This window comes from Cocleimonas sp. KMM 6892, assembly GCF_035798195.1.
Lineage (GTDB): Bacteria > Pseudomonadota > Gammaproteobacteria > Thiotrichales > Thiotrichaceae > Cocleimonas > Cocleimonas flava.
The window spans coordinates 184,800-208,382 of record NZ_JAPFBV010000004.1; the positions used below are offsets into that span (position 1 = coordinate 184,800).

The 23,583-nt window shown below is 40.3% G+C and carries 28 protein-coding genes; 10 read left to right on the forward strand and 18 right to left on the reverse strand.

Annotated features, from left to right (window positions below):
- The first annotated feature begins 299 nt into the window (after window positions 1-299).
- Both OO007_RS12485 and OO007_RS12490 read left to right on the forward strand, forming a co-directional pair.
- Entirely contained in the window at window positions 300-1,643 is a 1,344-nt protein-coding gene (locus tag OO007_RS12485) for an NAD(P)/FAD-dependent oxidoreductase (protein ID WP_325809054.1), read from the forward strand.
- Window positions 1,644-1,703: 60 nt separating this feature from the next.
- On the forward strand, window positions 1,704-2,282 hold the full coding sequence (locus tag OO007_RS12490) for a histidine phosphatase family protein (protein WP_325809055.1): 579 nt from the start codon (window positions 1,704-1,706) through the stop codon (window positions 2,280-2,282).
- 111 nt (window positions 2,283-2,393) lie between these two features.
- Here OO007_RS12490 and OO007_RS12495 read toward each other — a convergent pair whose 3' ends face one another.
- Window positions 2,394-3,083: a hypothetical protein gene (locus OO007_RS12495; RefSeq protein ID WP_131906047.1), complete on the reverse strand. Its 690-nt coding sequence runs from the start codon at window positions 3,081-3,083 to the stop codon at window positions 2,394-2,396.
- A 419-nt stretch (window positions 3,084-3,502) separates the two neighbouring features.
- Between OO007_RS12495 and OO007_RS12500 the strand changes: the two genes are divergently transcribed.
- A complete protein-coding gene (locus OO007_RS12500; RefSeq protein WP_131906048.1) occupies window positions 3,503-3,721 on the forward strand; it encodes a hypothetical protein in 219 nt (72 codons plus the stop codon).
- A gap of 90 nt (window positions 3,722-3,811) precedes the next feature.
- Here OO007_RS12500 and OO007_RS12505 read toward each other — a convergent pair whose 3' ends face one another.
- A complete protein-coding gene (locus OO007_RS12505) occupies window positions 3,812-4,192 on the reverse strand; it encodes a TusE/DsrC/DsvC family sulfur relay protein (protein ID WP_243651559.1) in 381 nt (126 codons plus the stop codon).
- A 146-nt stretch (window positions 4,193-4,338) separates the two neighbouring features.
- Here OO007_RS12505 and OO007_RS12510 point away from each other — a divergent pair, with 146 nt between their 5' ends.
- The 3 genes from OO007_RS12510 (at window position 4,339) to OO007_RS12520 (ending at window position 6,281) form a co-directional block, all read left to right on the forward strand.
- The gene (locus tag OO007_RS12510; RefSeq protein WP_325809056.1) at window positions 4,339-4,623 is read left to right on the forward strand and encodes a hypothetical protein; all 285 of its coding nucleotides are present in this window, start codon (window positions 4,339-4,341) and stop codon (window positions 4,621-4,623) included.
- Window positions 4,624-4,660: 37 nt separating this feature from the next.
- On the forward strand, window positions 4,661-5,572 hold the full coding sequence (locus OO007_RS12515; RefSeq protein ID WP_325809057.1) for a LysR family transcriptional regulator: 912 nt from the start codon (window positions 4,661-4,663) through the stop codon (window positions 5,570-5,572).
- 121 nt (window positions 5,573-5,693) lie between these two features.
- Window positions 5,694-6,281 carry a cytochrome P460 family protein gene (locus tag OO007_RS12520; RefSeq protein WP_325809058.1) on the forward strand — a complete coding sequence of 196 codons (588 nt, stop codon included), beginning with the start codon at window positions 5,694-5,696 and terminating at the stop codon, window positions 6,279-6,281.
- Between the two features lie 155 nt (window positions 6,282-6,436).
- Here OO007_RS12520 and OO007_RS12525 read toward each other — a convergent pair whose 3' ends face one another.
- The 6 genes from OO007_RS12525 to OO007_RS12550 all read right to left on the reverse strand — a co-directional run bounded on the left by OO007_RS12525 (window position 6,437) and on the right by OO007_RS12550 (window position 11,209).
- Window positions 6,437-6,880, reverse strand: coding sequence for an MgtC/SapB family protein (locus OO007_RS12525; RefSeq protein WP_325809059.1), 444 nt, complete (start codon window positions 6,878-6,880; stop codon window positions 6,437-6,439).
- 69 nt (window positions 6,881-6,949) lie between these two features.
- A complete protein-coding gene (locus OO007_RS12530; RefSeq protein WP_325809060.1) occupies window positions 6,950-7,759 on the reverse strand; it encodes an alpha/beta hydrolase in 810 nt (269 codons plus the stop codon).
- Window positions 7,760-8,061: 302 nt separating this feature from the next.
- Window positions 8,062-9,000, reverse strand: a complete 939-nt coding sequence (gene ygiD / locus OO007_RS12535; RefSeq protein WP_325809061.1) for a 4,5-DOPA dioxygenase extradiol — start codon at window positions 8,998-9,000, stop codon at window positions 8,062-8,064.
- A 41-nt stretch (window positions 9,001-9,041) separates the two neighbouring features.
- Window positions 9,042-9,515 carry a DoxX family protein gene (locus tag OO007_RS12540; protein WP_325809062.1) on the reverse strand — a complete coding sequence of 158 codons (474 nt, stop codon included), beginning with the start codon at window positions 9,513-9,515 and terminating at the stop codon, window positions 9,042-9,044.
- A 116-nt stretch (window positions 9,516-9,631) separates the two neighbouring features.
- Window positions 9,632-10,273 carry a DsbA family protein gene (locus OO007_RS12545; RefSeq protein ID WP_325809063.1) on the reverse strand — a complete coding sequence of 214 codons (642 nt, stop codon included), beginning with the start codon at window positions 10,271-10,273 and terminating at the stop codon, window positions 9,632-9,634.
- A gap of 42 nt (window positions 10,274-10,315) precedes the next feature.
- Window positions 10,316-11,209: an MBL fold metallo-hydrolase gene (locus OO007_RS12550; RefSeq protein WP_325809064.1), complete on the reverse strand. Its 894-nt coding sequence runs from the start codon at window positions 11,207-11,209 to the stop codon at window positions 10,316-10,318.
- A 137-nt stretch (window positions 11,210-11,346) separates the two neighbouring features.
- Here OO007_RS12550 and OO007_RS12555 point away from each other — a divergent pair, with 137 nt between their 5' ends.
- Complete coding sequence (locus tag OO007_RS12555; protein ID WP_325809065.1) at window positions 11,347-12,276, forward strand: LysR family transcriptional regulator; 930 nt, start codon at window positions 11,347-11,349, stop codon at window positions 12,274-12,276.
- 197 nt (window positions 12,277-12,473) lie between these two features.
- Here OO007_RS12555 and OO007_RS12560 read toward each other — a convergent pair whose 3' ends face one another.
- Window positions 12,474-12,680, reverse strand: a complete 207-nt coding sequence (locus OO007_RS12560; protein WP_131906057.1) for a cold-shock protein — start codon at window positions 12,678-12,680, stop codon at window positions 12,474-12,476.
- 356 nt (window positions 12,681-13,036) lie between these two features.
- On the opposite strand from OO007_RS12560, the gene OO007_RS12565 reads away from it, so the two are divergent.
- Window positions 13,037-13,162: a hypothetical protein gene (locus OO007_RS12565; protein ID WP_279388040.1), complete on the forward strand. Its 126-nt coding sequence runs from the start codon at window positions 13,037-13,039 to the stop codon at window positions 13,160-13,162.
- A 195-nt stretch (window positions 13,163-13,357) separates the two neighbouring features.
- On the opposite strand, the gene OO007_RS12570 is transcribed toward OO007_RS12565, so the two are convergent.
- The 4 genes from OO007_RS12570 to OO007_RS12585 all read right to left on the reverse strand — a co-directional run bounded on the left by OO007_RS12570 (window position 13,358) and on the right by OO007_RS12585 (window position 16,886).
- Window positions 13,358-14,515: an alpha/beta hydrolase family protein gene (locus OO007_RS12570; RefSeq protein WP_325809066.1), complete on the reverse strand. Its 1,158-nt coding sequence runs from the start codon at window positions 14,513-14,515 to the stop codon at window positions 13,358-13,360.
- Window positions 14,516-14,624: 109 nt separating this feature from the next.
- Window positions 14,625-14,852 carry a DUF1653 domain-containing protein gene (locus OO007_RS12575; RefSeq protein ID WP_325809067.1) on the reverse strand — a complete coding sequence of 76 codons (228 nt, stop codon included), beginning with the start codon at window positions 14,850-14,852 and terminating at the stop codon, window positions 14,625-14,627.
- A 101-nt stretch (window positions 14,853-14,953) separates the two neighbouring features.
- Window positions 14,954-16,171: a vWA domain-containing protein gene (locus OO007_RS12580; RefSeq protein WP_325809068.1), complete on the reverse strand. Its 1,218-nt coding sequence runs from the start codon at window positions 16,169-16,171 to the stop codon at window positions 14,954-14,956.
- 121 nt (window positions 16,172-16,292) lie between these two features.
- On the reverse strand, window positions 16,293-16,886 hold the full coding sequence (locus OO007_RS12585) for a TetR/AcrR family transcriptional regulator (protein WP_325809069.1): 594 nt from the start codon (window positions 16,884-16,886) through the stop codon (window positions 16,293-16,295).
- Window positions 16,887-16,987: 101 nt separating this feature from the next.
- Between OO007_RS12585 and OO007_RS12590 the strand changes: the two genes are divergently transcribed.
- The gene (locus OO007_RS12590; protein WP_325809070.1) at window positions 16,988-17,413 is read left to right on the forward strand and encodes an MAPEG family protein; all 426 of its coding nucleotides are present in this window, start codon (window positions 16,988-16,990) and stop codon (window positions 17,411-17,413) included.
- Between the two features lie 113 nt (window positions 17,414-17,526).
- Here OO007_RS12590 and OO007_RS12595 read toward each other — a convergent pair whose 3' ends face one another.
- On the reverse strand, window positions 17,527-17,778 hold the full coding sequence (locus tag OO007_RS12595; protein ID WP_131906063.1) for a PA3496 family putative envelope integrity protein: 252 nt from the start codon (window positions 17,776-17,778) through the stop codon (window positions 17,527-17,529).
- A 269-nt stretch (window positions 17,779-18,047) separates the two neighbouring features.
- On the opposite strand from OO007_RS12595, the gene OO007_RS12600 reads away from it, so the two are divergent.
- Window positions 18,048-18,848, forward strand: coding sequence for a hypothetical protein (locus tag OO007_RS12600; protein ID WP_325809071.1), 801 nt, complete (start codon window positions 18,048-18,050; stop codon window positions 18,846-18,848).
- A 235-nt stretch (window positions 18,849-19,083) separates the two neighbouring features.
- On the opposite strand, the gene OO007_RS12605 is transcribed toward OO007_RS12600, so the two are convergent.
- The 4 genes from OO007_RS12605 to OO007_RS12620 form a co-directional block, all read right to left on the reverse strand.
- Entirely contained in the window at window positions 19,084-19,686 is a 603-nt protein-coding gene (locus OO007_RS12605) for a pathogenesis-related family 1 protein (RefSeq protein ID WP_325809072.1), read from the reverse strand.
- Between the two features lie 120 nt (window positions 19,687-19,806).
- Window positions 19,807-20,484, reverse strand: coding sequence for a hypothetical protein (locus OO007_RS12610; RefSeq protein ID WP_325809073.1), 678 nt, complete (start codon window positions 20,482-20,484; stop codon window positions 19,807-19,809).
- Window positions 20,485-20,681: 197 nt separating this feature from the next.
- Window positions 20,682-21,383, reverse strand: coding sequence for a ParA family protein (locus OO007_RS12615; RefSeq protein ID WP_131906067.1), 702 nt, complete (start codon window positions 21,381-21,383; stop codon window positions 20,682-20,684).
- Window positions 21,384-21,733: 350 nt separating this feature from the next.
- Window positions 21,734-23,569 (reverse strand): TPR end-of-group domain-containing protein, encoded by a 1,836-nt coding sequence (locus tag OO007_RS12620; protein WP_325809074.1) that lies wholly within the window; start codon window positions 23,567-23,569, stop codon window positions 21,734-21,736.
- Window positions 23,570-23,583: the final 14 nt, after the last annotated feature.

Genomic DNA, 23,583 nt, shown 5'->3' on the forward strand with positions numbered 1-23,583 from the left:
AAGTTTATGATGAAGTAACTAATTATTGTATATTTTAATACATGACTCTGTATTATTATCTCTTTCTTAATATATTCTTTGACTGATTTTAATATGCGACAGAATTGAATAAGTGAACAATTAAAAACCTTACGAGAAAAAGCGCTGTATAAATAGCTATAGTAATAAGAGACAAAGACCACAAAGATAATAGCCACCCCCCTACTTTAGGGCACTTTTTTACAGGTTAATTGTAAGATTAATTTTATAAACCAGAGAATAATAACGGCACAATTTTTACCACCAAAAGCACAATAACTATGATTACTATCGATACCCCCATCACATTCAACGACACCCTTCCTGACGAAGTCGATGCCATTATTATAGGCGGCGGCATTATTGGTGTGTTCTCGGCACTCAATATGGCTCGTAAAGGTCTCAAGGTTATGATTCTGGAAAAAGGCCGTGTCGCCGGAGAGCAATCTTCACGGAATTGGGGCTGGATTCGACAGCATGGCCGTGACCCCGCTGAATTGCCGATAATGATAGAAGCTCTGCGCTTGTGGAAAGATATCGATAAAGAAGTGAAAGGCCGAACAGGGTTTAAACAAAGTGGCGTGATGTATCTTTCGAAAACCGAAAAAGATCAAGCGAAACGCGAAAAATGGCTGAGTACCGCAAAAGAGCATGGTTTAGATACCGTGGCTTTATCAGCGTCACAATTAGAAAAGTACATCGACTTCAAAACGCCTTCGGACAATAAATGGATCGGAGGCACGTATACCGCTAGCGACGGTCGTGCCGAACCATGGCAAGCCATTCCAGCTGTCGCAGAGTTGGCACATAGTGAAGGGGTTTTGATAAAAGAAAATTGTGCAGTTCGCGCTCTGGATATTCAAGCGGGTCAAATCACAGGTGTAGTGACTGAATCAGGTCACATAAAAGCATCTCAGGTGATTCTTGCTGGTGGCGCATGGTCGTCGTTGTTTTTACGTCGACATGGCATCAATATTCCACAGTTATCAGTGCGTGCATCCGTTGCAAGAACAGCTCCGGTACAAAGTGTGTCATCGACCAATTTTGCAGATCCAGAATTAGCCATACGTCGACGTGATGACGGGGGGTACTCGATTGCACTCACTGATTCTCATGACCATTTTATTGGCCCAGACTCTTTTCGTCTAATGACCAAGTGGATAAAAACTGGCTTACAGAATATTCACGAAATCCGTCCCTGGATTAATGAAGTGAGTACCTCACCTGATGCCTGGAAAACACCGCGTCACTGGAAAGAAGACGAGATAAGCCCATTTGAAATAACACGTGTGTTAAATCCGAACCCTGCCAAGGGAAAAGTAAAAGTCATGCAACAGCGATTTGCAGCTCGGTTCCCTCAAATCGGTGAGCCTAAAATTCTTGATGCCTGGGGTGGTATGATTGACGCAATGCCAGACATTGTTCCGATTGTTGATAGAGTGCCAGATGTGGAAGGGCTGATCGTTGCAACGGGCATGAGTGGTCATGGTTTTGGTATCGGTCCCGCTTTTGGTAAAATAATCGCGCAAATAGCGAATAAAGAGAGTAGCGAGCACGATCTGAAACGTTTCCGGTTCTCGCGTTTCTCTGATGGAAGCAAGTTAGATATCGGACCTAATATTTAAACGGCTAACTTAATCGAGCTACTCAAAAAATTAATCTGGTAGTCATAAAAAGAGGAAGAAATGAGTTATATAAAGTTCAGTCTTCTCAATCTGCTAATATTTTTTACGTTTAGTTTGAGTGTGCATGCAGAAAATAACGATGCTGCGCTGATAAAAACGATGCAAGATGGTGGTCATATCTTGATGATTCGTCATGCAAAAGCACCTGGGTTTGGCGATCCGGATACTATTAAAATTGAAGATTGCAGCACGCAACGCAACCTGGATGAAAATGGACGACAGCAATCTGCCAATATTGGAAACTGGTTACGAAATAATAAAATAGAAATTTCAGATATTTATTCGAGCCAGTGGTGTCGATGTCTGGAGACTGCTCGTTTACTTAATGTGGGCTCAGTAAAAGAATTACCTGCTTTAAATTCTTTCTTTCAAATGCCTGAAAATCGCGAACCAAGCCTGAGTGCGCTAAAACAATTTATTGCCGCGCAGGCAACGAATAAAAAATTGATTATTATGGTTACCCATCACGTCACGATTGCAGCTATATCGGGTCAAAACGTTGCGTCTGGCAATGGTGTGTTACTGAAGCTGAATGCTTCAGAACCGTTTGAATTTGTGGGTATTTTTAATCCCGAATAAAAACATTAAACGAGTAAAGGAGTTACAAAAGCCCCCCCCCTACTTATAACGACTTTTTTAACAGAGGCTTAGTATTCTTTAAACCTCTGCCGAGTATCAGCGTTAGAAAAACTAAGCTGCAACCGCTTCCTGATTATCGATTAACAAGCACGCTAATGTAACGATTTGAGCTGGCTCTAAAGCGATGAACTCTTCTCTTAAAAACATTCCTTCAGGTATTCTGTTGTGATCTCTCATCAAAGCGATCACATCTTTATTAGACATGTCTGTGTTTTCACTGCTGACGAACACCGAATCAATAATGACATCATCATCAATACGCTGTTTTCTACAGTAAGTGTGTACAAAATCAGAGAGCATGAAAGTATTTGCCTGAACATCGTAATTGTTCTGATACCCAGAAATCATTTCAATCAAATGAGACAGTAAACCGCTGTCTTTAGTGCTAAGTATGTGATGCACTAAAAAGTTCTTAACGTTTGCGGTATTGATTTTATTGCCACCAAAAGAACTAACATAAACTTCATCTGATGATTTTTTGTAGTAAGAATAAACGAGATAAGATCTAACCACGAAGTTATATGACGGTGTTGCTCTCATCAATCCTCTTAGTTCATCAATGCTCCTGACATAAAAATCGTCTTTTATGGTCGACAGGTCAGCATCTTTGAATATTTTGGCTTGCTCAGCTATTTTGTCTTCGTAGTCTTTTCCAATAAATACTTTTAACTGGTACAAACTATCCAGGCTGTCTTTATAAGAAATATCTGCAATTGCATGTGAAATTCTAGGTGTTTTCATAGTGACTATCATCGCCATTTAATTTTTATTTCATTTGATTGTATGCAAACTGTTCTGCTTTTAAAAATAATTACGATATTCGGTATAGTCAAAAACAGACATATTTCTATTTTTACAGTAATAACCTAAGTTCAGCCCTACTCTAATGACTATGAACCACTTATTTTTATTTATTCTAATAGTCTCTGTTTTTCAGACTCTGTTTTTATCTAAAAATAGTTTTTAAAGACTTAGCACACATTTTAATGATTCATTAACAAAATATTTTCATTGGTTTAACAATAATTTTTACTCCTTATTTCGTATATAAAATGTAACTTTTACAGAAAACGGTTGGTCTAAGTTAATAGTAAAAGAGTTGATTTACCTGACTCGCTTACTTCGTTTTAACAAACAATTAACTTTTTCAGGATATAAAAATGAACAAAACAACATTATTCGTAAGCGCTCTTGTATTAGCGATGAGCTCAGCTGTTACCACTATTAGCTATGCAGCATCTCATGAGAACAAAGCGGAAGATGCTGAAGAAATGGAATGCGTAACGGAAGAAGCTTTGGAGGCAATGTCAGAAGAAGCGAGAGAAGCGTTGGAAACACCAGTATGTGAAGATGAAGAAGAAAAAGCACCAGCTGACTAATTTCACTGCGCTAATTCAATAAGATCAGTTTGACTGGTCAAAAAAAATGCCTACGAAAGTAGGCATTTTTTTATTTGAAATATAACGATACTAACCGGTGCTCCATGCACGTGGTCGTTGCATTCCTGCTATTTTACACGTCTGTTTTACATAGCCATAAGGGAATAAATCAAAAATACGTTTTTTCCCTGCCTTCTTATCTACCTTATATAACTCTGCAAGATAACTGGCTACATGACGAATATCGGGTGTGACTTTATTCTCCACCCAGAAATCTCTTACAAACGTTAAAATCGGCCAATAGTCATCGTTTAATTCAATATTTTCTTCAGCTGCTAGCTCTGCCGCTATTTCTAAGGTCCAATCTTCAGGATGTACTAAATAACCTTCTATATCGCGTTCAACACTCACCAATGCCAGGGATTGTTTCATAGACTGGCGCATTTCTTGAAGCATAGATAAGTTACTCATCATTTTCTCCTTTCATTTATTTTCAGTCTAACGGACGAGCATTACACCTGTATAACGAATTTTTTACCTAGTTAGTATCGGAAAAGCCGATATTAAAAATGGTATACTTGTTCAATCTACTCAATGAATAAGATGAAATCTGCGTTATGAATCAATGGTTTTACATCAATCTCGGTGATGCGATGCTGGCAACCGAAGAGCTGTATCAACTAAAAGATGATTTTGATGATTATCTGCAAAGAGTAGACAACCCAAAAGGAATGACTCTGTTTTATCGGCATGAGGCAGAAGCGCGATTACACTGCGAAGTGAAGGTGTATTTTTCACCTCAGTCCGCATCAATCGCAAAAAGACTAAATGCGATACCCTGTAAAACACCTCACTTAACTGGTTTGAGTTATTTAGCAGGTGAAGATGCAACCCTCAAATAAGTCTAAAAGACATTAATTAGTAATAAGGTCACCTAGTATGGATATTGAGCAAATACGCACCTTTCTTGCAGTAGCGGCCAATGGCAGTTTCATCGAAGCTGCTTCGCGTCTCTACATTACCCAATCAACTGTCAGTGCGCGTATCCAGACTCTGGAAAATAATCTACAAGCCAAATTATTTATACGTAATCGATCTGGTGCAACGCTAACATCTGCAGGTAAGCGTTTTTTGCGACATGCGAAAACGCTGATGCTAACCATGGAACAGGCAAAACACGATGTCGGTCTACCCAATCGTTATCATTCCAGTTTGATGATTGGCGCACGTATAGCACTGTGGGATGGTGAATTACTCCCGCAATGGGTAGGAGAATTGCGTAATCACATGCCAGATGTATCCATCAACAGCATCATTGGATTCGAGGAAGACTTGATGCGCAGAATGACAGAAGGAACTCTGGATATAGCCCTAATGTACACGCCACAACACAACCCGGGCCTGAAGATTGAACATTTGTTTGACGAGACATTAGTACTAGTCGGCACAAAAGGTGACAAGCCCTGGCCTGATGAAAATTACGTTTATGTCGATTGGGGACCTGGCTTTTATGCGGAGCACAGCAATCATTTTCCACAATTAGAACGGCCCGCATTACTCGCCAATATCGGTTGGTTGGCAGTACAACTGGTTATTCAAAATGGTGGATCGTGTTTTTTACCGAAGAGAATGGCAGAACCATTAATCGCATCAGCAACGCTATCTTTAATACCTGACAGCCCAAAATTTAATCTCCCTGCTTATGTGGTTTACCCTGAAAACGTAACTGATATAGGAAAAAGAATAGAAAATAAAGGAGGAAATGTCGGAGAAAATGAAGGAGATAATAAAGAAGATAAAAGTGTACATCAGCAGGCGATTCAAATCCTGCATCAGCTCATCAAACAGTAAGTGCTCAGTTTTTTAAGAATCATGGAAAAAAACAAAAATAAATGAATCCGGTTTTAATCCAGCCTGCGTAAGCCCTCCCATATCCAGCCGGATATTCAAAGCTGACAAAAGGAGATGAGACATGAAACCAGGCAATATCAAAAAGACAACAATCACAAAAACTCTCGCCATAACCACCATTGCAGCGCTTAGCGCTATAACCATAGGTTGTAGTACAGGAATGCATAAAAATAAAACAATGACTGCCAAAAATGATGGCGACATTATTGTACCCGCCAATTATCGTAGCTGGCCGAAGTTTGTCGGTACAGTGGATAAAATGAAAACGGGTCAGGTACGTGAGATTTATATTAATAAAACAGGTATGAAAACCCAAAAAGGAAATGCTTTTCCTGATGGAACCGTTTCGATTATGGAAATCTACGGCGCACAAAAGTCTCCTACAGGTGAATTACTGAAAGACTCAAAAGGCAAACTCATAAAAGGTAAATTATCTAAAGTGTTTGTGATGGAAAAAGGCGCCGGCTGGGGCAGTAAACAAGCTAAAGGAACCATCAATAATGGTGACTGGTTATATGGTGCTTATCTTGCTGACGCAAAAACACCTGCGACTAAAGATTTTACCTCATGTAGAAGTTGCCATGCTCCATTAGCCGATAAGGATTATATCTTCCGTTACGATGAGCATTTTGACACGTCGATGCATTAAGGAAACTTTTTGCTGTAAATGAATAATTAGAGGTGCTATCCCCCTCTTACACTTTATGGGCTTGCCAAATAAATTCATGGGGTGGCAAGCTCACTTTTTAGTACGTTATTATGTCTTAATAGCTAATCAAATCTCACTATTCCAGAGGATAGTTATTAATCCGAAAGTGTGTTTTTAATAGGTTTTGCCAAAGATAAAATCATAAAGCTAATCACCGCCAGTACAACCGCAATTTCATACCGATGGAATGCAACTGCCGCTCCTACCGCACCCGTATTCCAGATACTCGCAGCTGTCGCCGTACCCTGAACACTCGCACCATCTTTTAGAATTGCTCCACCACCGATAAAACCTATGCCTGTCATCAATCCATAGAGCAATTTTGACAAGGCATCAGGATCACCATCGACGACTGAACTACCAATTAGCATATAGCCACAAGACGCTACCGCAACTAGCGGAAAAGTACGTAAGCCCATGCTCCGACTTTCTTTTTCGCGATTCCAGCCGATAGGTAGCGCAATTACAAAAGCGAATAACAATTCTTTTATATTAGATATTTGAAAGAATTCCTGAAGCATCACTGGTAGATCAGACATATATTTCTCTTGTGGATTTGTTTAGGTTTAAGCTTTTATACACTTAATTTTAATCGTGAGGCGTTTTAATCAATCGATACGCGTTAAAAATGCATCAATATCGCTGTAACTATCATTCAGAAAACGTAATGGCGCTGCGAGGCTTCCTATAATTCTCGTATGGTTCACACCGGGGTATATCTTCAACGTTACAGATGCGCCCGATGTGGTTAACGCCTTAGCAAAGCGTTTGCTGTGAAACGGTAAAACGCGCTCATCCTTTTCACCATGTAGCAATAAAACAGGTGGCATATCAGGACGAATATTGAACACAGGATTAGCCTCTTTTTCACTGACGTTTTTAAAAACAGGTTTCACTTCCGGATCATCCAGCGGTAAATCGTAAGGACCAGAGATTGCGATTAAACCAGCTATCTCGGTTTTAACGTTGCGGCTGTTTAAATATTGTGGATCCGTTGCGAGTAATGCGGCAGTGTGAGCGCCCGACGAGTGCCCCATAAGAATCACCTGCTTTAGTGGTTTACCAAGTAAAGAAGTTGCATTCTGTTCAACAAAACTCATCGCCTCAGCCACGTCGTTTACAAATTCAGGAAATTCCGCTTCCGGGTATAGCCGATAATCAGGAACGATCACCGTATCTCCAAGCCCGACCAGAGCGTGTGCGACAAACTCATAATCTTCTTTACTACCTTTGCGCCAGGCACCACCGTAAACAAAAACAATCGGGGTTTTATTGTTAGCTGCTTTAGTTTCTGTATTTGCTTCTATTTTAGGTTTATAAACATCCAGAGATTGCCGAGGATTACTTCCGTAATTCAATGTTGTTTTAGCATAGCCGCTCGCAGGCAAAACGAAATTTAAAACGTCTGTTGATTTCATCGACGAGCACCCCGCAATAATTAAAAATATCAGAACCGTTGATAAAACAAAGAGCGCTTTAGCAATCTTCATAGAAAAGGGCCAAGCCACACAGATTAATAGTTTTAAAAAACATCCCGATATCCTTTTAATCATTCGATAAAAGTTGATTTTAACCAGCCAGATTTTCAATCACAAATAGCCTTGAATAAGGTCTAGGATTAGTATTTGGATTTTGCGAGAGTTTTGCCTTCTTAAGACAATATATAAAAGCCCCCCCCCTACTTACAGGGGGTTTTTGTTGTTTAAATTTACCAGGAACACTACGCCTCAAATATTACTGAACGCATCGCTATCGCACTCGACCCATATCCTGAATTGAAAAAACTGATTTTGTCTTTCGCGCTCTTTGCTCCTAATGTATAAATAAGCGGCAAGAAGTGTTCATGTGTTGGATGCGCTAAAGATGTGAGCTTGGGCATCGTTCGCGATATTTTGATGATGGATTGATCATCGCGATGCTCTATCCAATCCGTCATCTTTTGCTCAAATTCCAAAGTCCAATCATACGGTTTGCTATTCGGCATGCGCTTTGCATACAGGTTGTGAACCATGTTTCCACTTCCAATGATAAGCACACCGCGCTCTCTTAGAGCAGAAAGCTGTTTCGCCAAATCATAGTGAATATCGTGTGGCAAATTCCGATCAAGACTTATTTGTAGCACAGGAATATCAGCTTTGGGAAACATCGGCAACAAAACCGACCAGACACCATGATCAAAACCGCGGTCTTCATCTAAGATAATGGGCGTATTGGGTGTATGTCGCTGTGTTTGCAATAATTGCTTGGTTATTTCAGCCGTTGTTAAAGAACCGGGAGCTGGATAGGTCTGATCATAAAGTTTTTGCGGAAAACCACCAAAGTCATAAATAATCTCAGGCTCTTCGCTGGCGAGTACACCAATGCCCCCAGTTGTTTGCCAGTGCGCCGAAATCACGAGGATAGCCGAAGGTTTAGTCCACTTAGCGTCAGAGCCTTCACCAAACTGCTTACCTATTTTTCGCCAGCTTTCGTTGAACGCGTTCTCATTGATGGCATTCATCGGGCTGCCGTGACCAATAAACATCACAGGCATCGTGGGCGATTTAGGCAGAGCCTTGAGTGACTCTAAGGTTGAGTTGCTAAAAGTATCAGCCCAGGTCCTGGTTACCAAACCAAGACCTGCAAGCGTACTGAATTTTAACCATTGTCTCCTATTCATCTAAATTTCTCCGCGTGTTTCATATATCAAATCGATTACGTTCACTTGCTTATTATTCCATCCAATGAAAAACGACCTGCTCCACTGAATACCAGAGCCGCCGATGCTGCAAACAGTGCCAAAGCAAACTCATAACCTTTATTGCTGATAAACAAACCATTCGAAAAATGAACACTAAAGATCGCTACTAGCATGGTAACCGCCAAAACCAAAGCTGCTGGTCGTACCAATAACCCAAGAATCAATGCTAAACCACCAAAAAGCTCAGCGCTACCAGCCATTAGCGCCATTAAATAGCCAGGCTCTAAACCGATAGAAGCCATCCATTTAGCCGTACCTTCAAGTCCATATCCACCGAATAGTCCAAATAACTTTTGCCCACCATGAGCGATAAAAATCACTCCGATGGGAATTCGTAAGATAAGTGATGAAAGACTCTCATCTGTAGTAAATATTCTATTAAGTAATGGTGTTTTCATTGTCGTGTTAAGTGTTGCGTTAAGTGCTGTATTCATTATTGTCTCCAAATTTTATTGTTAAGCTATCTAAGACATTTGCCTGTTATTTAGATTGCTTTAGTTGATTTTGTAGTTTGTTGATTTTGTAGTTTGTTGATTTTGTAGTTGGTTGATTAGGTGAATAGTTGACTATCCAGATACGCCTGCCATGCTTCAGGCTTTCCATAATAGTTAGAAATAGGATGACTGATTATTTGCGACTCTCTGACTTCAAACAACGTTGGAAAACCATTACCACCAACCTTACTCAGTAACTCCCTACTCTGTTGAATATGTGCATCGACCTGATTGTTCATAACATCTTCGAACACGCGCTCAAATTCATCGACAGGGATTTCAATATCGCTAGCCAACGCTTTCAAGACTTCTACATCTGCCACTTTTAAACCTTTTACATAATGGGCTTGTTGAATGGCATGCAACATAGCAGGCGCTTTATCCCACTGTTCTGCTGCAATAATGGCTGCGATAGGTGGGGTTGAATCCAATATGGCTGTTTCATCTTTCAATAAACCATTGTTATATTCATCACTGAATAATTGTCCTGTTAATTCTGCAATTCGCGCATCATGTGGTTGCACAAAGTCACGTAGTTGAGAAGTAACCGCCTTAGTGTTCAAACCCGACATCATTCCTCCACCGTGCAATTTTAAAGATACATTGGGGTGTACTTCTAGTATCGCAATTAACGGTGCAGCGCCATAACACCAGCCACAAAGCGGGTCGAATATATACTCTAGTGTTTTCATTTTCATATTATTTATTTCCGTATCCAAGCAAGACAAAATGCAGGGGATTTACCACTTCATCTCGCCTGTATTTACTTTCGCACCAATCTCCAAGGCAAGGCCTAACTTATTCTCAGGATATTTAGCCTGCATAGATTTAATCAAAGCCGCAGACGTTTTATGCGTTTCAAGGGCTTGTTCGAAATCGGCTAAATATTTAAGGTTGTATTTAACTAGAGAGCTATCCTGTACATCCTGATTCGCAGCATGTCCCGGAATGACCGTAGTCGGATTTAACGCCAGAATATTATCCAGCGTACCCGCCCACGCTTTGCGCGACGCTTTAGTTTGCGTATCTGCAGTCCACAAGTGCAAACCTGCAAACACATTAACGCCACCCATTACGGCTTTGAGGTCAGGTACCCAGAGAAATGTTCTGCCCGGTAAATCACCATCTAAACCAACGATGTTAAAACTATGCCCTTCCAAATCGAACGATGACCCTTTGATTACTTCGGGAATCACTGGCTTTGTCGGTGCATTAGCACCCATTTTTGGCCCCCAGAATCCAACTTTCTTATCAACCGTTTTTTTAATCCAGTTTACGGTTGGTTCGGTGGCGAACACTTTAACGTCAGGAAATGCCTGTTTAATCACTTCCAGTCCAAAGTAGTAATCAGGATCGCCGTGGCTGATGTATACCATCTTCAACTGCTTGCCACTGTTCAAAATCTCTGCAACCAACTGATGTGCTTTGGCTTTGGTAAATTGTGCGTCGATCAATACTGCATCCTTTTCACCGGTTACCAATACTGAATTGACGAAAAAGCTATTTTCTCCGCCGTTATATACCTGAAATTCTAACTCAGATTCCGTTGCCGCCTGTACCGATGACATTGTCGTAAGTGTTAGTACAGCGGGTAATAAAAATTGGCTGATGCCTTTTAAAATAGTCGTTTTCATAGCGTTTATTCCTATATTCGTTTAATTGTTTTTCGAGGTAATGTTTCGATGTGAGAAAGTATATGTACTAAAAACGGACGAATAAACGTGGCATATCGCACTTCATTGTTGCAATATACGCACTAATGGATAAATTAATGGCGATGAAAATCTTTACCGAAGTGGCTGACAGAGGCGGATTTACTGCTGCGGCAGAACATTTAGACTTATCACGTTCGATGGTTACACGACATGTCACCGAACTTGAGCGCTGGTTAGGCAGCAGATTGTTGCAACGTTCCACGCGTAAAGTAAGCCTTACTGATGCAGGAGAAGCCTGCCTGAACAGCTGTCGACAGATGCTCGCAATCAGTCAGGAATTACAGGACATCTCTGGTAAAAGAGATATTGAACCGCACGGTCAATTACGAATCACATCCAGCGTATCATTTGGAGCCACCCATTTAACGCGGGCGATTACCGACTATTTAGAACATTACCCAAAGGTCACTATCGATTTATTATTACTTGATCGCAGCGTAAACCTAATCGAAGAGCGGGTCGATTTAGCCATTAGAATAGCTGGCGAGCTCGACCCTAATATCGTCGCTCGGAAAATTGCACCGTGTAAATCCATTATTTGTGCAACGACTAAATATCTAGAACGCCATGGCGCGCCCGAACATCCGGACGATTTACAACATCATAACTGCTTGACCTACGCGAATTTTGGTAAAAGCGAATGGCGCTTGTCTCCTGTACATACAAGTAGCAATGGCGACGATGTTGATGGCCGTGCTAACGATGAAGAAATAGCCGTCCCGGTGACAGGAAATTTAAGAGTGAATGAAGCAGCGGCTATCACACAAGCTATTCTTGATAACGCCGGTATCGCACTTCAACCGAGCTATATCGCCGGACCACTGATTCAACAGGGGAAACTGGTAAAGTTACTAAGCAATTGGGAGCCAGCGGAGCTTGGCATCTGGGGCGTTTATTTATCGCGACATCATGTATCCGCCGCACAAAGAACATTTTTAGATTTTCTGGTAAAACGCTTCAAGGGTATTCCAGATTGGGAAATTTAAGCGTGTTGGTGATTACAGTTCTTTGATTACAGCTATTTGATTAATCTGACTAGATGAATATTGAGATCAAATAAGTAGATTTAAGTGAGTTAAAACCTAGACTTATTATTGATACTTTTGGAGGCATATTAAACACCTCCAAAAGATTTTTACTGTTTAAACTGTGCTGCTTAAACGATATTGCTTAACGGTGTTGCTTAAACTGCAGTCACTTTATTTGCACAAGGACCTTTCTGGCCTTGGCCAAGTTCATATTCTACTGCTTGTCCATCAGCTAGTGTTGCGTATTCGCCGCCTGCCTGAATTTCTGAATGATGCACGAATAAATCCTTGCTACCGTCTTCAGGAGTTATAAAACCAAAACCTTTAGCCGCGTCGAACCACTTAACTGTACCTTTACTCATATTTTTCTCTTTTATAATAATTAATCGCAGAACTCTGCAGTACCAAGTATAACCGTTTATCGTCAATAACATCGATTTATAACAAAATGAATGAAACTGACTTTATTTCTGTTTAATCCGACAACGTATTTTTATATAGGGTATATTGGTTTTTCATCCCTCCTCCGCAACTTCTTGCCGAATGGCGCCCTTGCCACAACACACTGAAGCCGGACTACTTTTAATAATTCCTTTTGATTTCTGATCATTCCTTTTTATTTTCGTAGGTATCATTTTCATCTCAAACAGTACAGAGGCTGCCCCTATTGCCATCAGCAATAATGTAAATAACACACAATAAAAGCCAGGAGTACACCATGAGCAAAGGATTAAACAGTAAGAAAGCAACCAAGAAAGAGCCTTTAATGACAGCTAAAGAAAAGAAAGCTGCCAAGGCCGAGAAAAAAGCAGCAAAAGGACGCCGCCACAAAATTGGCGAATAATTGGTTTAGACAACCTGAGAGTCAGTGCTCTGGAAGCAAGCATTCTGGAAACAAGGATTTTTAAAGTCACCCCCCTACTTTGAGGCAGTTTTTTTACGTTTATAAAACGTGATAGGGGGATGACTATTATGGAATAATAACGCTATTTATTATGATCATCTGATCAGTGTCGATTAAGCTTAATCTGTCACCAGATTAATCGTTACGTAATCCACCAAATATCTGTACCACCAACTCTACGTATTCTGGCACACAATCCTTGTGGCCCGATGGGACTGCAGTACATTTGATTAACTCGATATCAGCACCCAAAGCCAGCATCGTACTTAGCGTGCTTTCTGAGCTGATGATGGGCACAGTCTCGTCATCTTCGCCGTGGAACAATGTCACTGGCACATTCGGTTTCCAGTCATGCACGTTATCCTGACGATCATTCTCTAAAAAGCGATCAAGGAAGGTCGTTTCATATCCCACGTCTGCATCCTGAGGGATAAATGCCGACTCGATAATGCTGACAATACCATCGGCCAAATCACCCGGCAGGTTAATCGTAGGAATTGAAAAGCCCAGATTTTCCTCTACCAATTCATTCAGCGCCAAATTTAAATTGTATGGACCAGCTCCCATCACCGCAGTAACCACATCCATCCCTTGTTGAGGATTAGCCTGATAATCCTGCAATGCCGCCATAGTTACATAACCACCTTGCGAATAACCCGTCATAAACAATTGGCCATTACTTTGAATGGATGTTGTGTCTAACCACGTTTTAGATGCCTTCAGCATGTCAGTGACGGTGTAGGCAGATGTATCTTTTTGCAGGTAAGGATGATCGACGCCTAGCGACGAACCAAAACCAATATAGTCCGCAGAGAAAACAATATACCCCAAAGAGGCAAGCGCAATTTCAATGCTCTTTTCACTGGGTGTTAACTGCTCACTAGGGGCTTCATCATTAGTGAAGGTGGTGGCATGCTGATAACTAATAATAGGACTAGGTGACGATTTGGCAGGAATGGCTATCATGCCAGACACTAAAATCAACTCACCCGATGAATCAACCGTCATATACTCTATTTTATAGGTATCAACTGCATATTGAACCGTAATATTCTGCCCACCCGCGACATTAATCGCAGTCTGAATATCTGTTATAGAATTGGCTGTTTTACTGCTAATTGATTTAAATTCACCACGGGCTGGATCAGCCGGTATCTCTTGATCATCATCATTTGAACTAGAACTTCCGCCACCACAGGCCACTAAAAACAGACTGGAAACCATGATAAAAATGAGTCTGTTCATTACAGAAAACAAACTACTCTTCGATTCGTTTCTTATTCCCTTAATCACGACCACTCCTTTTAATAATGTGAATAATTAGCCATTTACTATTCATTACAGTATAGGCGTTTTTATCGGTTAAATTTGAAAGATATAACAAAATCAAACAATTAAAAAACTAATCACCCATAAATGTAAAACGTAACACAGTTTCCCCTTGCAACTCTATCTCATCATAAAACATCTCCACGGGCCTTACCCAGGTCTCCAGTTCACCCTCTTCCAGTGGATAGAGTGGTTTATAAATGGCCATCACTTCCATCGTTTCGGAATGCTTTGCAAGGCTTATTACTTCGTATTCACCACCTTTATAGTGTTTATATTTTCCAGGTTTTAGATGCTTCATGTTATAGATGTTTCATATTTAATTGATTTTAATTTCATTATTTTATACTGATGACACCCCCCCTACTTTGGGGCACTTTTTTATTTCCTGTTTCTATTGCGTTATTTAATTGATTTCCAGATAGAACCCTTCTCCATTTTCTCTAACGCTTTTTCCTGATGTGCGCGAATTTCTTTGTTTTTATCTAGAAGCCAACGTCCATCTTCTACATTCTGTTTATAAGCAAGAAGTTTAGTTTGGCTGGCGCATTCCTTATCAATTGCACCCTCGGCAACCAAGGTCTTTAATTTCTTTTGTAGCTCTCTATGTGGATTGGTAATTTCACGAGTCTGGCATTTAATCGCATCAAGCAAGGCATTATTATGGACGCCAACAGTATGTGACAGATTAAAGAATAAACAACGCTCATATTGCAATAAGGACATTTCAGTATCGTGCGCTGCGGTAAGTTGTTTACGCAATGCTTTGGCATCTTTTGCAGGAAAATACTTGCCACCACCCGCTTCAGAAATTTCTTCCAGCTGCTTGCGTGTCTCTTTGCCCACATCAAATCCGATAACATTCACCACCGCACGAACACCCGACTCATGCAACGCTTTTGCAGATGCGACAGGATCACCGCCACAGGTTTCTTTACCATCGGATAATAAATAAACAATCGGAATCGACTCTTTCTTCTTTTTAGGGATTCGCACCTTTTGTAATTCAGCCAAGGTGAAATCCAGCGCGTCCCCCATAGGTGTATAACCAACGGGCTTCAAAGCATTGATGCTATTTTTTAGTTTAGATTTTATCGCGCCAGGTCTGTGTAACCATTCGACCGAATCGCACGATTCAGCTTTACCCTTTTTGGTGTTATCGCCTTTGTGCCCATAAACGATCATTCCCACCGGTACATCTTTTTGTAGGGCGCCGAGAAAACGCAAAGACTCACGTTTTGCAATCGACATCTTCGATTTACCACCCAGCTTACCCGCCATCGAGCCAGACGCATCCATCAATAACACCACATGAGAAGCTGGCCGTTCCCCACCACTAAACGTCTTGGGTAATGGGCATTCTTTGATTTTAGGCGCTTTGATCTGAATATCACAACGCGAGATATCACCGCTTGTTTCAGCATCGAGTTTCTCGTAAAGCGCTTGAGCATCACAGGTTTCATCGGCATTAAGAGGTACTACAAAAGCAACACTAAACATCAGAGTGCATAAAGTTACTGCCATTTGTTGCCTAGCCGTTTGCTGCTTAGCCGTTTGCTGCTTAGCCTTCTGTTGCTTAGCTTTCTGTTGCTTAGCTATCTGTTTCCTAACGGCTTTCATGAGCTCTCCTGCGGTTTTCACTAAAACATAAGACTACTCACTCAATAATAGTATAAAAAACACACCCCCCTACTTATAGGGGGTTTTATGTATTTTTTATTCATTTTTTATTAACTCTTAATCAAAGCTTTAGTAACTCAAAAACACTTTGACGGCTACTATTTAACAAGTCTGAGGTTAACGATTCATCGTTTAAGGCTCTTCCAATGGCTACGCTACCAATCATCATTGCGGTTGCGGCGTAGATATCTTCTTTACTGACTTCGGGCTTTTTCGTGTCTTCTGTCACTTTTGAAATACGTTTATGCATCGCAGCATTGAGCCCTCTGAATACCTTCGTATAGGCCTCTTTTACTTCACTTTCGCTGTTCGCGATATCTGTCACTAAAAATGCCAATGGGCATGGAGAATGTTCCTGATTGATATGTTCCAGACTCAAATAGTCATTTACCAGATACTTAATCCATTGCTGATCATCAAAATCATCTGGTTTCACTCTAGATATTTCAGTGCGTTTAGCACCCGCAACAACTGCTTTTGCGTAGACCGCTTGCTTACTCTCAAAATGTGCGTAAAACGCTCCACGCGTCAGACCTGCATGATTCATTAATTCATCGATAGACACTTGATCAAACCCTTTGGTCGAAAAGAGTGTAATTGCACTACTGAGGATTTTATCGTGACTCGTTTGTTTATGTTGTTTTGATAAAGGCATAAATCGATTCTAATGAAAACTATAATATGTTGTTTAACATATCATAATTAACTTTAAGATGATGAACTCCCAAGAACCTTAACATAACAAGGAAAACCCCGATGACTCAGCAAGCCGCTATGCTTTTACCAATGATAGTAATGATCTTTCTAACTTTTGGCGTGATGCTATGGATGCTAAAGCTACGCTATAGAGCGGTATTGAAAGATGGTCTAGACCCACGTTATTTCAGGCTCTATAACCATGTTGAACTCCCTGAGTATCTGCTCAAAGTTACCCAACACTTTCATAATCTATTAGAAATACCGCCGTTGTATTACACCGCGATGATTCTGTTAGTCGCGCTAAATACTAGCGATACATTCTATGTATTATTATCATGGGCATTTCTCCTTTCACGTTTAGCACATAGCTATATTCACACTACCTCGAATAAACTAAAGTGGCGAAAAAATGTATTTATTATCAGTATGTTAATACTAATGATAATCTGGATCAGAGTAGCAATTACAGTATTATGTTTGTAGTACCTTATTCCTAACCACGTAGTTGTACGTTTTTACTTATAGTTTTTTACTAATAGTATTTTGACGTGTAGTGATTAGAACAAAGCCCCCCCTACTTATAGGGGGTTTTCGCTTCAAAAATCAAAGCCGTTATCCCAATCTTTCATCTTTTCCTTGAATGCTTTACGCTCCATATAATCCTCTACCTGACGACGTGCATGTTTACGTGATTTAGCTTTTTGCTTTTTATTGATTGCTTTTGAGTTTTTAAAAATCAGATCAAAACCGTCATCCAAACTCGCGTTTATATCACTCTCTTTATATATATCATCATTTTCAAAATCGTAATCATCGCCGTAGTTTTCATTGTTTTGCTTAATAGACATTTCCTGTACTCCATATTTTTTAACCTCAAGATTTTTATCTCCTAGGCTTTTATCGTTTAAGTAGCTATCGTAATTCTTCAGATAACAGAGACAGGATATCCTGTTAATGTGACAATAAAATTAAATCTATGTGACAGTAATGTTTCAAGATTGATCAAATATCTAAAACGAATAATCCTTTTAAGAGAAAATGTCACCCCCCTACTTATAGAGGTTTTTTTATAAAGGTGTTTCATTCTAAAATACTTAAAACTAAAAGAGCTCGCTCAATGCACGTATTAACAACAGAACAACAAAAATTACTTTCCATTGTTCTGATGGAATATTTCAATGTCCGCGATTGGAAAGATCTGTTCCAACAAACCGATAGCGAAACATATGCGCAACAGCACACGCATTTTTACGATGAAGAGAGTTGGGATAATGGTAGTTACGAAGACAACTTAGAAAAGGATTGTGCCAAAACTGTGGCATTTATCTTAAATAAAGACGGCGATAATCTGAAAGTGATCTGGGAAATGCCGGGTGTAAAAACCATGAGCCTCAGAAAAGATGAAAACTTCCATGCGGAAATTGAAGCAATTATCGAGGATGCATTAGAAAAAAGTACAGACAAGCAAACTGCAGAGAATCCCGAAAAAGATACGGATTCCTACGCTAACCTTCCTGATGAAAATCAAAACCCCTATGAAACTTTAGATGCTGCTCAAGAACTTTTAGATTCAAATAGCACAACGCAATCGATACGCTTAATCCATGCGGCTTTAAAAAACTTTCTACAACAAACATGCAAAAATTTAGCAATCACTACGGATGAGAATGACTCAATTTCTATTTTGCAGGCTAAGGTTAATGAGCATATAAAACAACAAAATAGCGCCAGCCAAAAAAGTATTAACCTAAACGATTCATCACTCTCAATGTTGCGGACTACAACCCTGCTGACAGAAACGATTGATGATTTAAGTTATCAGAACAAAAATGAAAACCACGTCAATAACTCCGAGGTGAAATATGCGATTAATATAACCCGCTCAGTTATGATTTATATTGATGAGTTAGTGGCTTAAAAAAACGAATAAATAACAATAGGACAATGCAACTGGGTGGTTATATTTTTATAAGTCACCCCCCTACTTTGGGGCGTTTTTTACAGGCATCTTATTCTCAAACTTTAATTCGAGAGCAAAGTTAAGCCACAAAAGAGTTTCACGCAGTGGTATCCGACTTAAACATCTGCAATTCGCAACAGATTTCGGACGACGTTCCTTATTTAACCTAGCGGGCTTATAACCAAAAAATCTTTTAAAACGGACGTTGTCCTGGATAATTCCCCGGCGGGTTATAATTACACACCCAAACCTGTGACTTATTGTCACATACAGAAACCGCACAACCCACAGCCGTGGAATTCTTCCACATCACCTGCGTATAATGTCCACACATTTCACCAGCATTACAGCTATTCGTTTTGTTATTATAATTAGCTTTCTCTGAAACCCAGTCACTCACAACTTTTGATGAAGTAATATTCTGGATTTGTTTTTTGCCACTACTCCAATTTAAAGCACTCGCATAATACAAATTCTCGCCATACAACTGTTTAAACTTTCCAGACCCGGGACGATGAACAATGTCACAACTCTTAGTCCGGTTAAGTTCTTCAGCCCATTGCTTCGAATAACGTGCAAGGTCCTCAGACCAAACCAACGCTGGTACACCCTCAGCTGCTCGCGCCCTATTATGAGCGGCCAAAAACTCTTCAGAATTAACACGTTTTGGGGCGCTCATCATATCTTTGGCCTTAGAGCTTGCAACACTGCCTGCATCAGAATCCTTCACTTCGCTAGTATTACAAGCAAATAACACGACCGAGCTGGCTACCAATATTACAAAACGTTTTAGCATAATTAACTCACTCCTTTAAAAGCAACTTTATTAATACTTAAAATTAAGATATATAGAAATACTATAGACTAAATATCACCCCCCTACTTTGGGGGCGTTTTTTTAATATTGACTTGTCTATTACTGATTTCTTTTCTTCATTAAAGTGATTGAGAACAATCCTAAAATCAGAAGCAGCAAAGCTAAAGGGTTATTTACAGGGATATTTTCTGCTATTGGAGCAGGTAATGCTGCAGGTGTAAAAGCAACGTTAACTCGAATATCACCTACCGTTGAAGTATTGGTGCTATTACCTACTAAAATATAATATGTACCTGCTGGCACCAACGCAGTCACCGTTGGATTTATAATGCTTTGTGTGATATCTACCATTGTGTAACCCGGATCACTTGGATCAGGCACACGAACAAATGATCCTTCGCAGGCTAATTCAGTAAGGGGATGAGTGGTTCCAGAATAAATTGCCACATTCACAGCAGTTTGGTTACTCATATCAGTGGGTAATATTAACGCAGGATTTAATGACATAGCATCAGCAGTAAGCTCACCACTTTCACTCAAAGTCACAGAATACCACCAAGTGCCATTATAAAAACCGCTAGAACATTCTAGCTCATCAGCTTCACTGGTAGCGTCATCAGAATCTGCCGCTAAAACGGTATCAGTAAATGGGAAAGCACCGATAATAGTCGCATTGCCTAACTCATCGTTAACGGGAACTGCTGCTGAAACCGAAGTTACAGCCAATAACTGTAAAATAAAGAAAATACATACAGTTTTAAAAAATTGCTTACTCATATACCCAGCCCTTATTGATTATTGATTAGTCATTTGTGAGTTGCATATTAAGCACAAACAAAGATCTCAAATGTGAATATTTCACAAAACTCTTGAATTTCCATCAAAATAGAAAATTAGATTGGTAGACACTGAGATTAACTATGTCACCCCCCTACTTTGGGGCATTTTTTTATTAAACCGGCTCTATTGTTTAATTAAAAATTACCAGCCTGTTTATTCATATCAGAATGTTCCAAGGCTTTAGTATCAAGCCAGTTGAGTAACTCAGCCCACTGCTCCTGATCTTTTACATTACGGCTTTTGTTGAGTTCGTGTACACCCAATCCCTGATCATGTGCAAAGACATAATTCTGTGCATCATTCAGACTAGCGACAAAGGGAATCCCTAATCGGTCTAAAAATTTATGAAGTTTGCGATAGGCAACCGTATTGGTCTTCACTCTATTTGCGATAATACCAATATTGCTCATTTTTAATCCGTTCTGTTTCGCTCCACCTTGAATCAATAATTTCTCAATGAAGTGAGCGCAGGCATGGATATCAATCGGCGACGGTAAAACCGGCATCAAAAGCGTATCAGTATTTTTTACCAATGCCTGTAGCATTGCATCATCTAACGCGACACCCGCGGGTGAATCGATAATAGCAATCTCCGAATCAGCGGGTGCTTGTTGCTCAGAATTAACCGGGGACATTTTATTATCGCTAGCAGCAAACCCGTATATTGACGGCCTACTCTCGCTGCGGCGGCTTAACCAATGCACGCTTGAACCCTGCGGGTCAAAATCAAACAAACAGGTGGAATAGCCCTTAGTCGCATAATATGCGGCTAAATTAGTAGCGATAGTCGTTTTACCGCAACCACCTTTTGAATTCATTAAAGTGATCTTATGCATCTCTCTCGCGCTCAACTGGTATGGTTTATTTAATCACTCAGGTGATTTTTAATTATCATGTCGGCGATAGTCTAAACATCACCTTGGGGTTTGGGTGCTTGGAATTCTATAGGATGTTGTGAAATGAAGAAACACTTTGAGGTAAATCCGATCAACATTCAATCATAATCAGGAAATCATTTAAAACGACACCCCCCCTACTTTGGCGCACTTTTTTATCAAATGGGGTCTTTATGCTTCAAACACTAAAGCTCTGTAGATCAGATAAAGGTAATGCAATGCAATCCAACCTACTACGCTACTTGATAAGGTGAGAACGTAACGTTTTAGGATTACTCAATTACAAAAATTCAGGCTTCAAGCATTTGTGATATTTTAATGAATTTCGGGTGGTCGCGAATCAGGTCCAGATCAGAATCATTTTCTATCCATTCTTTTGAAACGTATCCTGCGCCAATGGCGAACTCAAAGTGTTTGATGGCATCTTCAATATTACCCATTAATGCGCTGAGACAAGCGGCATTGTAATATACAGATGGCTCGTCCGGATCGATCGTCATTGACTTTTCCATCCATTTTACAGCCTCATCTTTTTCGCCAGCTCTGATGAGCACTTGTGCCCCAAGATACAGCGCACGCGAATCACCAGGGTTTAATGCAAGGTGATTATTCACCACCTTGATGCAACGCTTAATTTCTTTATCACGTTTTTCTGTTTCGTTTAAATCATCATAAGCGGCGACTAAAAAAACCGACGATTCATAGTCATCAGGTCGTGTTTTAGATGCTGCTTCAAATAAATGGACGGCTTTCGATAGTTTGCCTTGTGCGCGACTAGCACGTGCATACTGATAATTGGCAACAAATAGATTGGGGTTGATTTGCAGCGCTTTTTCAAATTCCTGTTCCGCTTCCTGATAATCACCATTCTGCGACAATGCAATCCCGCGTGATGAATGTGATTCTGCCAGATCGGGGTCGAGCTTGAGGGCTTTCAGGCTTAAATCGAGTGCTTTTTGTAGCGTCGATTTTTCCCTCTCAAAATACATATAATATTGTGCATAACTATCCGCAAGGCCCGAGTAAGCCAATGCGTAGCTCTTATCGATATCAATCGCCTGAGTAAACAATTGAATCGCGTAATTTGTGGTATTCCTATGAATCCGATGTAAATAGGAGCGACCTTTGATGTAATGATCGTAAGCCTTAACATTCTGGGTTTTGGCTTTTTCTATTTTGCGACGATCCTTGGTACTTAGCTCAATTTCCAGAGATTCAACGATACTTTTTGAGATTTCATTTTGAATCGCAAACACATCTTCTAGCTCACGGTCATAACGGTCTGACCAAAGATGAAAACCATCCGCCACATTAATCAACTGTGCCGTGATACGCAATTGATTGCCTGCTTTCCTGACACTACCTTCGACGATGGTATCTACGCTCAATTGCAAACCGATATCACGAATATCCTGATTCTTGTCTTTGTAGGCAAAACTTGAAGTTCGTGCAACCACCCGAATATCTTTCAATTGGGTAAGATCATTGAGGATATCTTCCGTAATGCCATCGCAAAAATATTCCTGCTCGGGATCATTACTCATATTAACAAACGGAAGCACCGCAACAGACGGTCTCATGTCTTTTGTATAAGATTGTGACTGGGCTGGCCTGTTCAGCTCAGGCAGACTGAGATCGCACCTAGCCTTGTATACTTTGATTGGCTCAACGACATTTTTAAATGATTTCTCGCCGAGATACTCAACCTCAATGCCTGTTTTGTTTTTAATATCATTGTAGACCGCACCAGAGATATTGATACTGCCTTTTTCAGCCAGATCTTGCAGTCGTGACGCCACATTTACGCCATCGCCAAGGACAGCACTGTTTTCAAAAATGACTTCGCCCTGGTGGATGCCAACCCGCAGCCCGATACCGGCATTTATTGCTTCTCTCTGGATTTCGCACGCGCAGCGAACAGCATCGGTAGGGGTAGAGAAACTGGCAAGAATTCCATCTCCCATTTCATTGAGCCATTCTCCATGGTACTTATTCACAAAAGAACGATGGAATTCCCGGTTTTTATCCAGAATTTTTATAGCATTATCTTCATCGGCACCCATAAGAGAGGTAAACCCGACAATGTCGGTGAACATAATTGCAGCTAGTCTTCGAATTTTGGCCATATGCTAATTATCTA

Coding starts and splice junctions, on each gene's coding strand:
- OO007_RS12485 (WP_325809054.1), top strand. CDS start 300: ATGATTACTATCGATACCCCCATCACATTCAACGACACCCTTCCTGAC.
- OO007_RS12490 (WP_325809055.1), top strand. CDS start 1,704: ATGAGTTATATAAAGTTCAGTCTTCTCAATCTGCTAATATTTTTTACG.
- OO007_RS12495 (WP_131906047.1), bottom strand. CDS start 3,083: ATGAAAACACCTAGAATTTCACATGCAATTGCAGATATTTCTTATAAA.
- OO007_RS12500 (WP_131906048.1), top strand. CDS start 3,503: ATGAACAAAACAACATTATTCGTAAGCGCTCTTGTATTAGCGATGAGC.
- OO007_RS12505 (WP_243651559.1), bottom strand. CDS start 4,192: ATGAGTAACTTATCTATGCTTCAAGAAATGCGCCAGTCTATGAAACAA.
- OO007_RS12510 (WP_325809056.1), top strand. CDS start 4,339: ATGAATCAATGGTTTTACATCAATCTCGGTGATGCGATGCTGGCAACC.
- OO007_RS12515 (WP_325809057.1), top strand. CDS start 4,661: ATGGATATTGAGCAAATACGCACCTTTCTTGCAGTAGCGGCCAATGGC.
- OO007_RS12520 (WP_325809058.1), top strand. CDS start 5,694: ATGAAACCAGGCAATATCAAAAAGACAACAATCACAAAAACTCTCGCC.
- OO007_RS12525 (WP_325809059.1), bottom strand. CDS start 6,880: ATGTCTGATCTACCAGTGATGCTTCAGGAATTCTTTCAAATATCTAAT.
- OO007_RS12530 (WP_325809060.1), bottom strand. CDS start 7,759: ATGAAATCAACAGACGTTTTAAATTTCGTTTTGCCTGCGAGCGGCTAT.
- ygiD (WP_325809061.1), bottom strand. CDS start 9,000: ATGAATAGGAGACAATGGTTAAAATTCAGTACGCTTGCAGGTCTTGGT.
- OO007_RS12540 (WP_325809062.1), bottom strand. CDS start 9,515: ATGAATACAGCACTTAACGCAACACTTAACACGACAATGAAAACACCA.
- OO007_RS12545 (WP_325809063.1), bottom strand. CDS start 10,273: ATGAAAATGAAAACACTAGAGTATATATTCGACCCGCTTTGTGGCTGG.
- OO007_RS12550 (WP_325809064.1), bottom strand. CDS start 11,209: ATGAAAACGACTATTTTAAAAGGCATCAGCCAATTTTTATTACCCGCT.
- OO007_RS12555 (WP_325809065.1), top strand. CDS start 11,347: ATGGCGATGAAAATCTTTACCGAAGTGGCTGACAGAGGCGGATTTACT.
- OO007_RS12560 (WP_131906057.1), bottom strand. CDS start 12,680: ATGAGTAAAGGTACAGTTAAGTGGTTCGACGCGGCTAAAGGTTTTGGT.
- OO007_RS12565 (WP_279388040.1), top strand. CDS start 13,037: ATGAGCAAAGGATTAAACAGTAAGAAAGCAACCAAGAAAGAGCCTTTA.
- OO007_RS12575 (WP_325809067.1), bottom strand. CDS start 14,852: ATGAAGCATCTAAAACCTGGAAAATATAAACACTATAAAGGTGGTGAA.
- OO007_RS12580 (WP_325809068.1), bottom strand. CDS start 16,171: ATGAAAGCCGTTAGGAAACAGATAGCTAAGCAACAGAAAGCTAAGCAA.
- OO007_RS12585 (WP_325809069.1), bottom strand. CDS start 16,886: ATGCCTTTATCAAAACAACATAAACAAACGAGTCACGATAAAATCCTC.
- OO007_RS12590 (WP_325809070.1), top strand. CDS start 16,988: ATGACTCAGCAAGCCGCTATGCTTTTACCAATGATAGTAATGATCTTT.
- OO007_RS12595 (WP_131906063.1), bottom strand. CDS start 17,778: ATGTCTATTAAGCAAAACAATGAAAACTACGGCGATGATTACGATTTT.
- OO007_RS12600 (WP_325809071.1), top strand. CDS start 18,048: ATGCACGTATTAACAACAGAACAACAAAAATTACTTTCCATTGTTCTG.
- OO007_RS12605 (WP_325809072.1), bottom strand. CDS start 19,686: ATGCTAAAACGTTTTGTAATATTGGTAGCCAGCTCGGTCGTGTTATTT.
- OO007_RS12610 (WP_325809073.1), bottom strand. CDS start 20,484: ATGAGTAAGCAATTTTTTAAAACTGTATGTATTTTCTTTATTTTACAG.
- OO007_RS12615 (WP_131906067.1), bottom strand. CDS start 21,383: ATGCATAAGATCACTTTAATGAATTCAAAAGGTGGTTGCGGTAAAACG.
- OO007_RS12620 (WP_325809074.1), bottom strand. CDS start 23,569: ATGGCCAAAATTCGAAGACTAGCTGCAATTATGTTCACCGACATTGTC.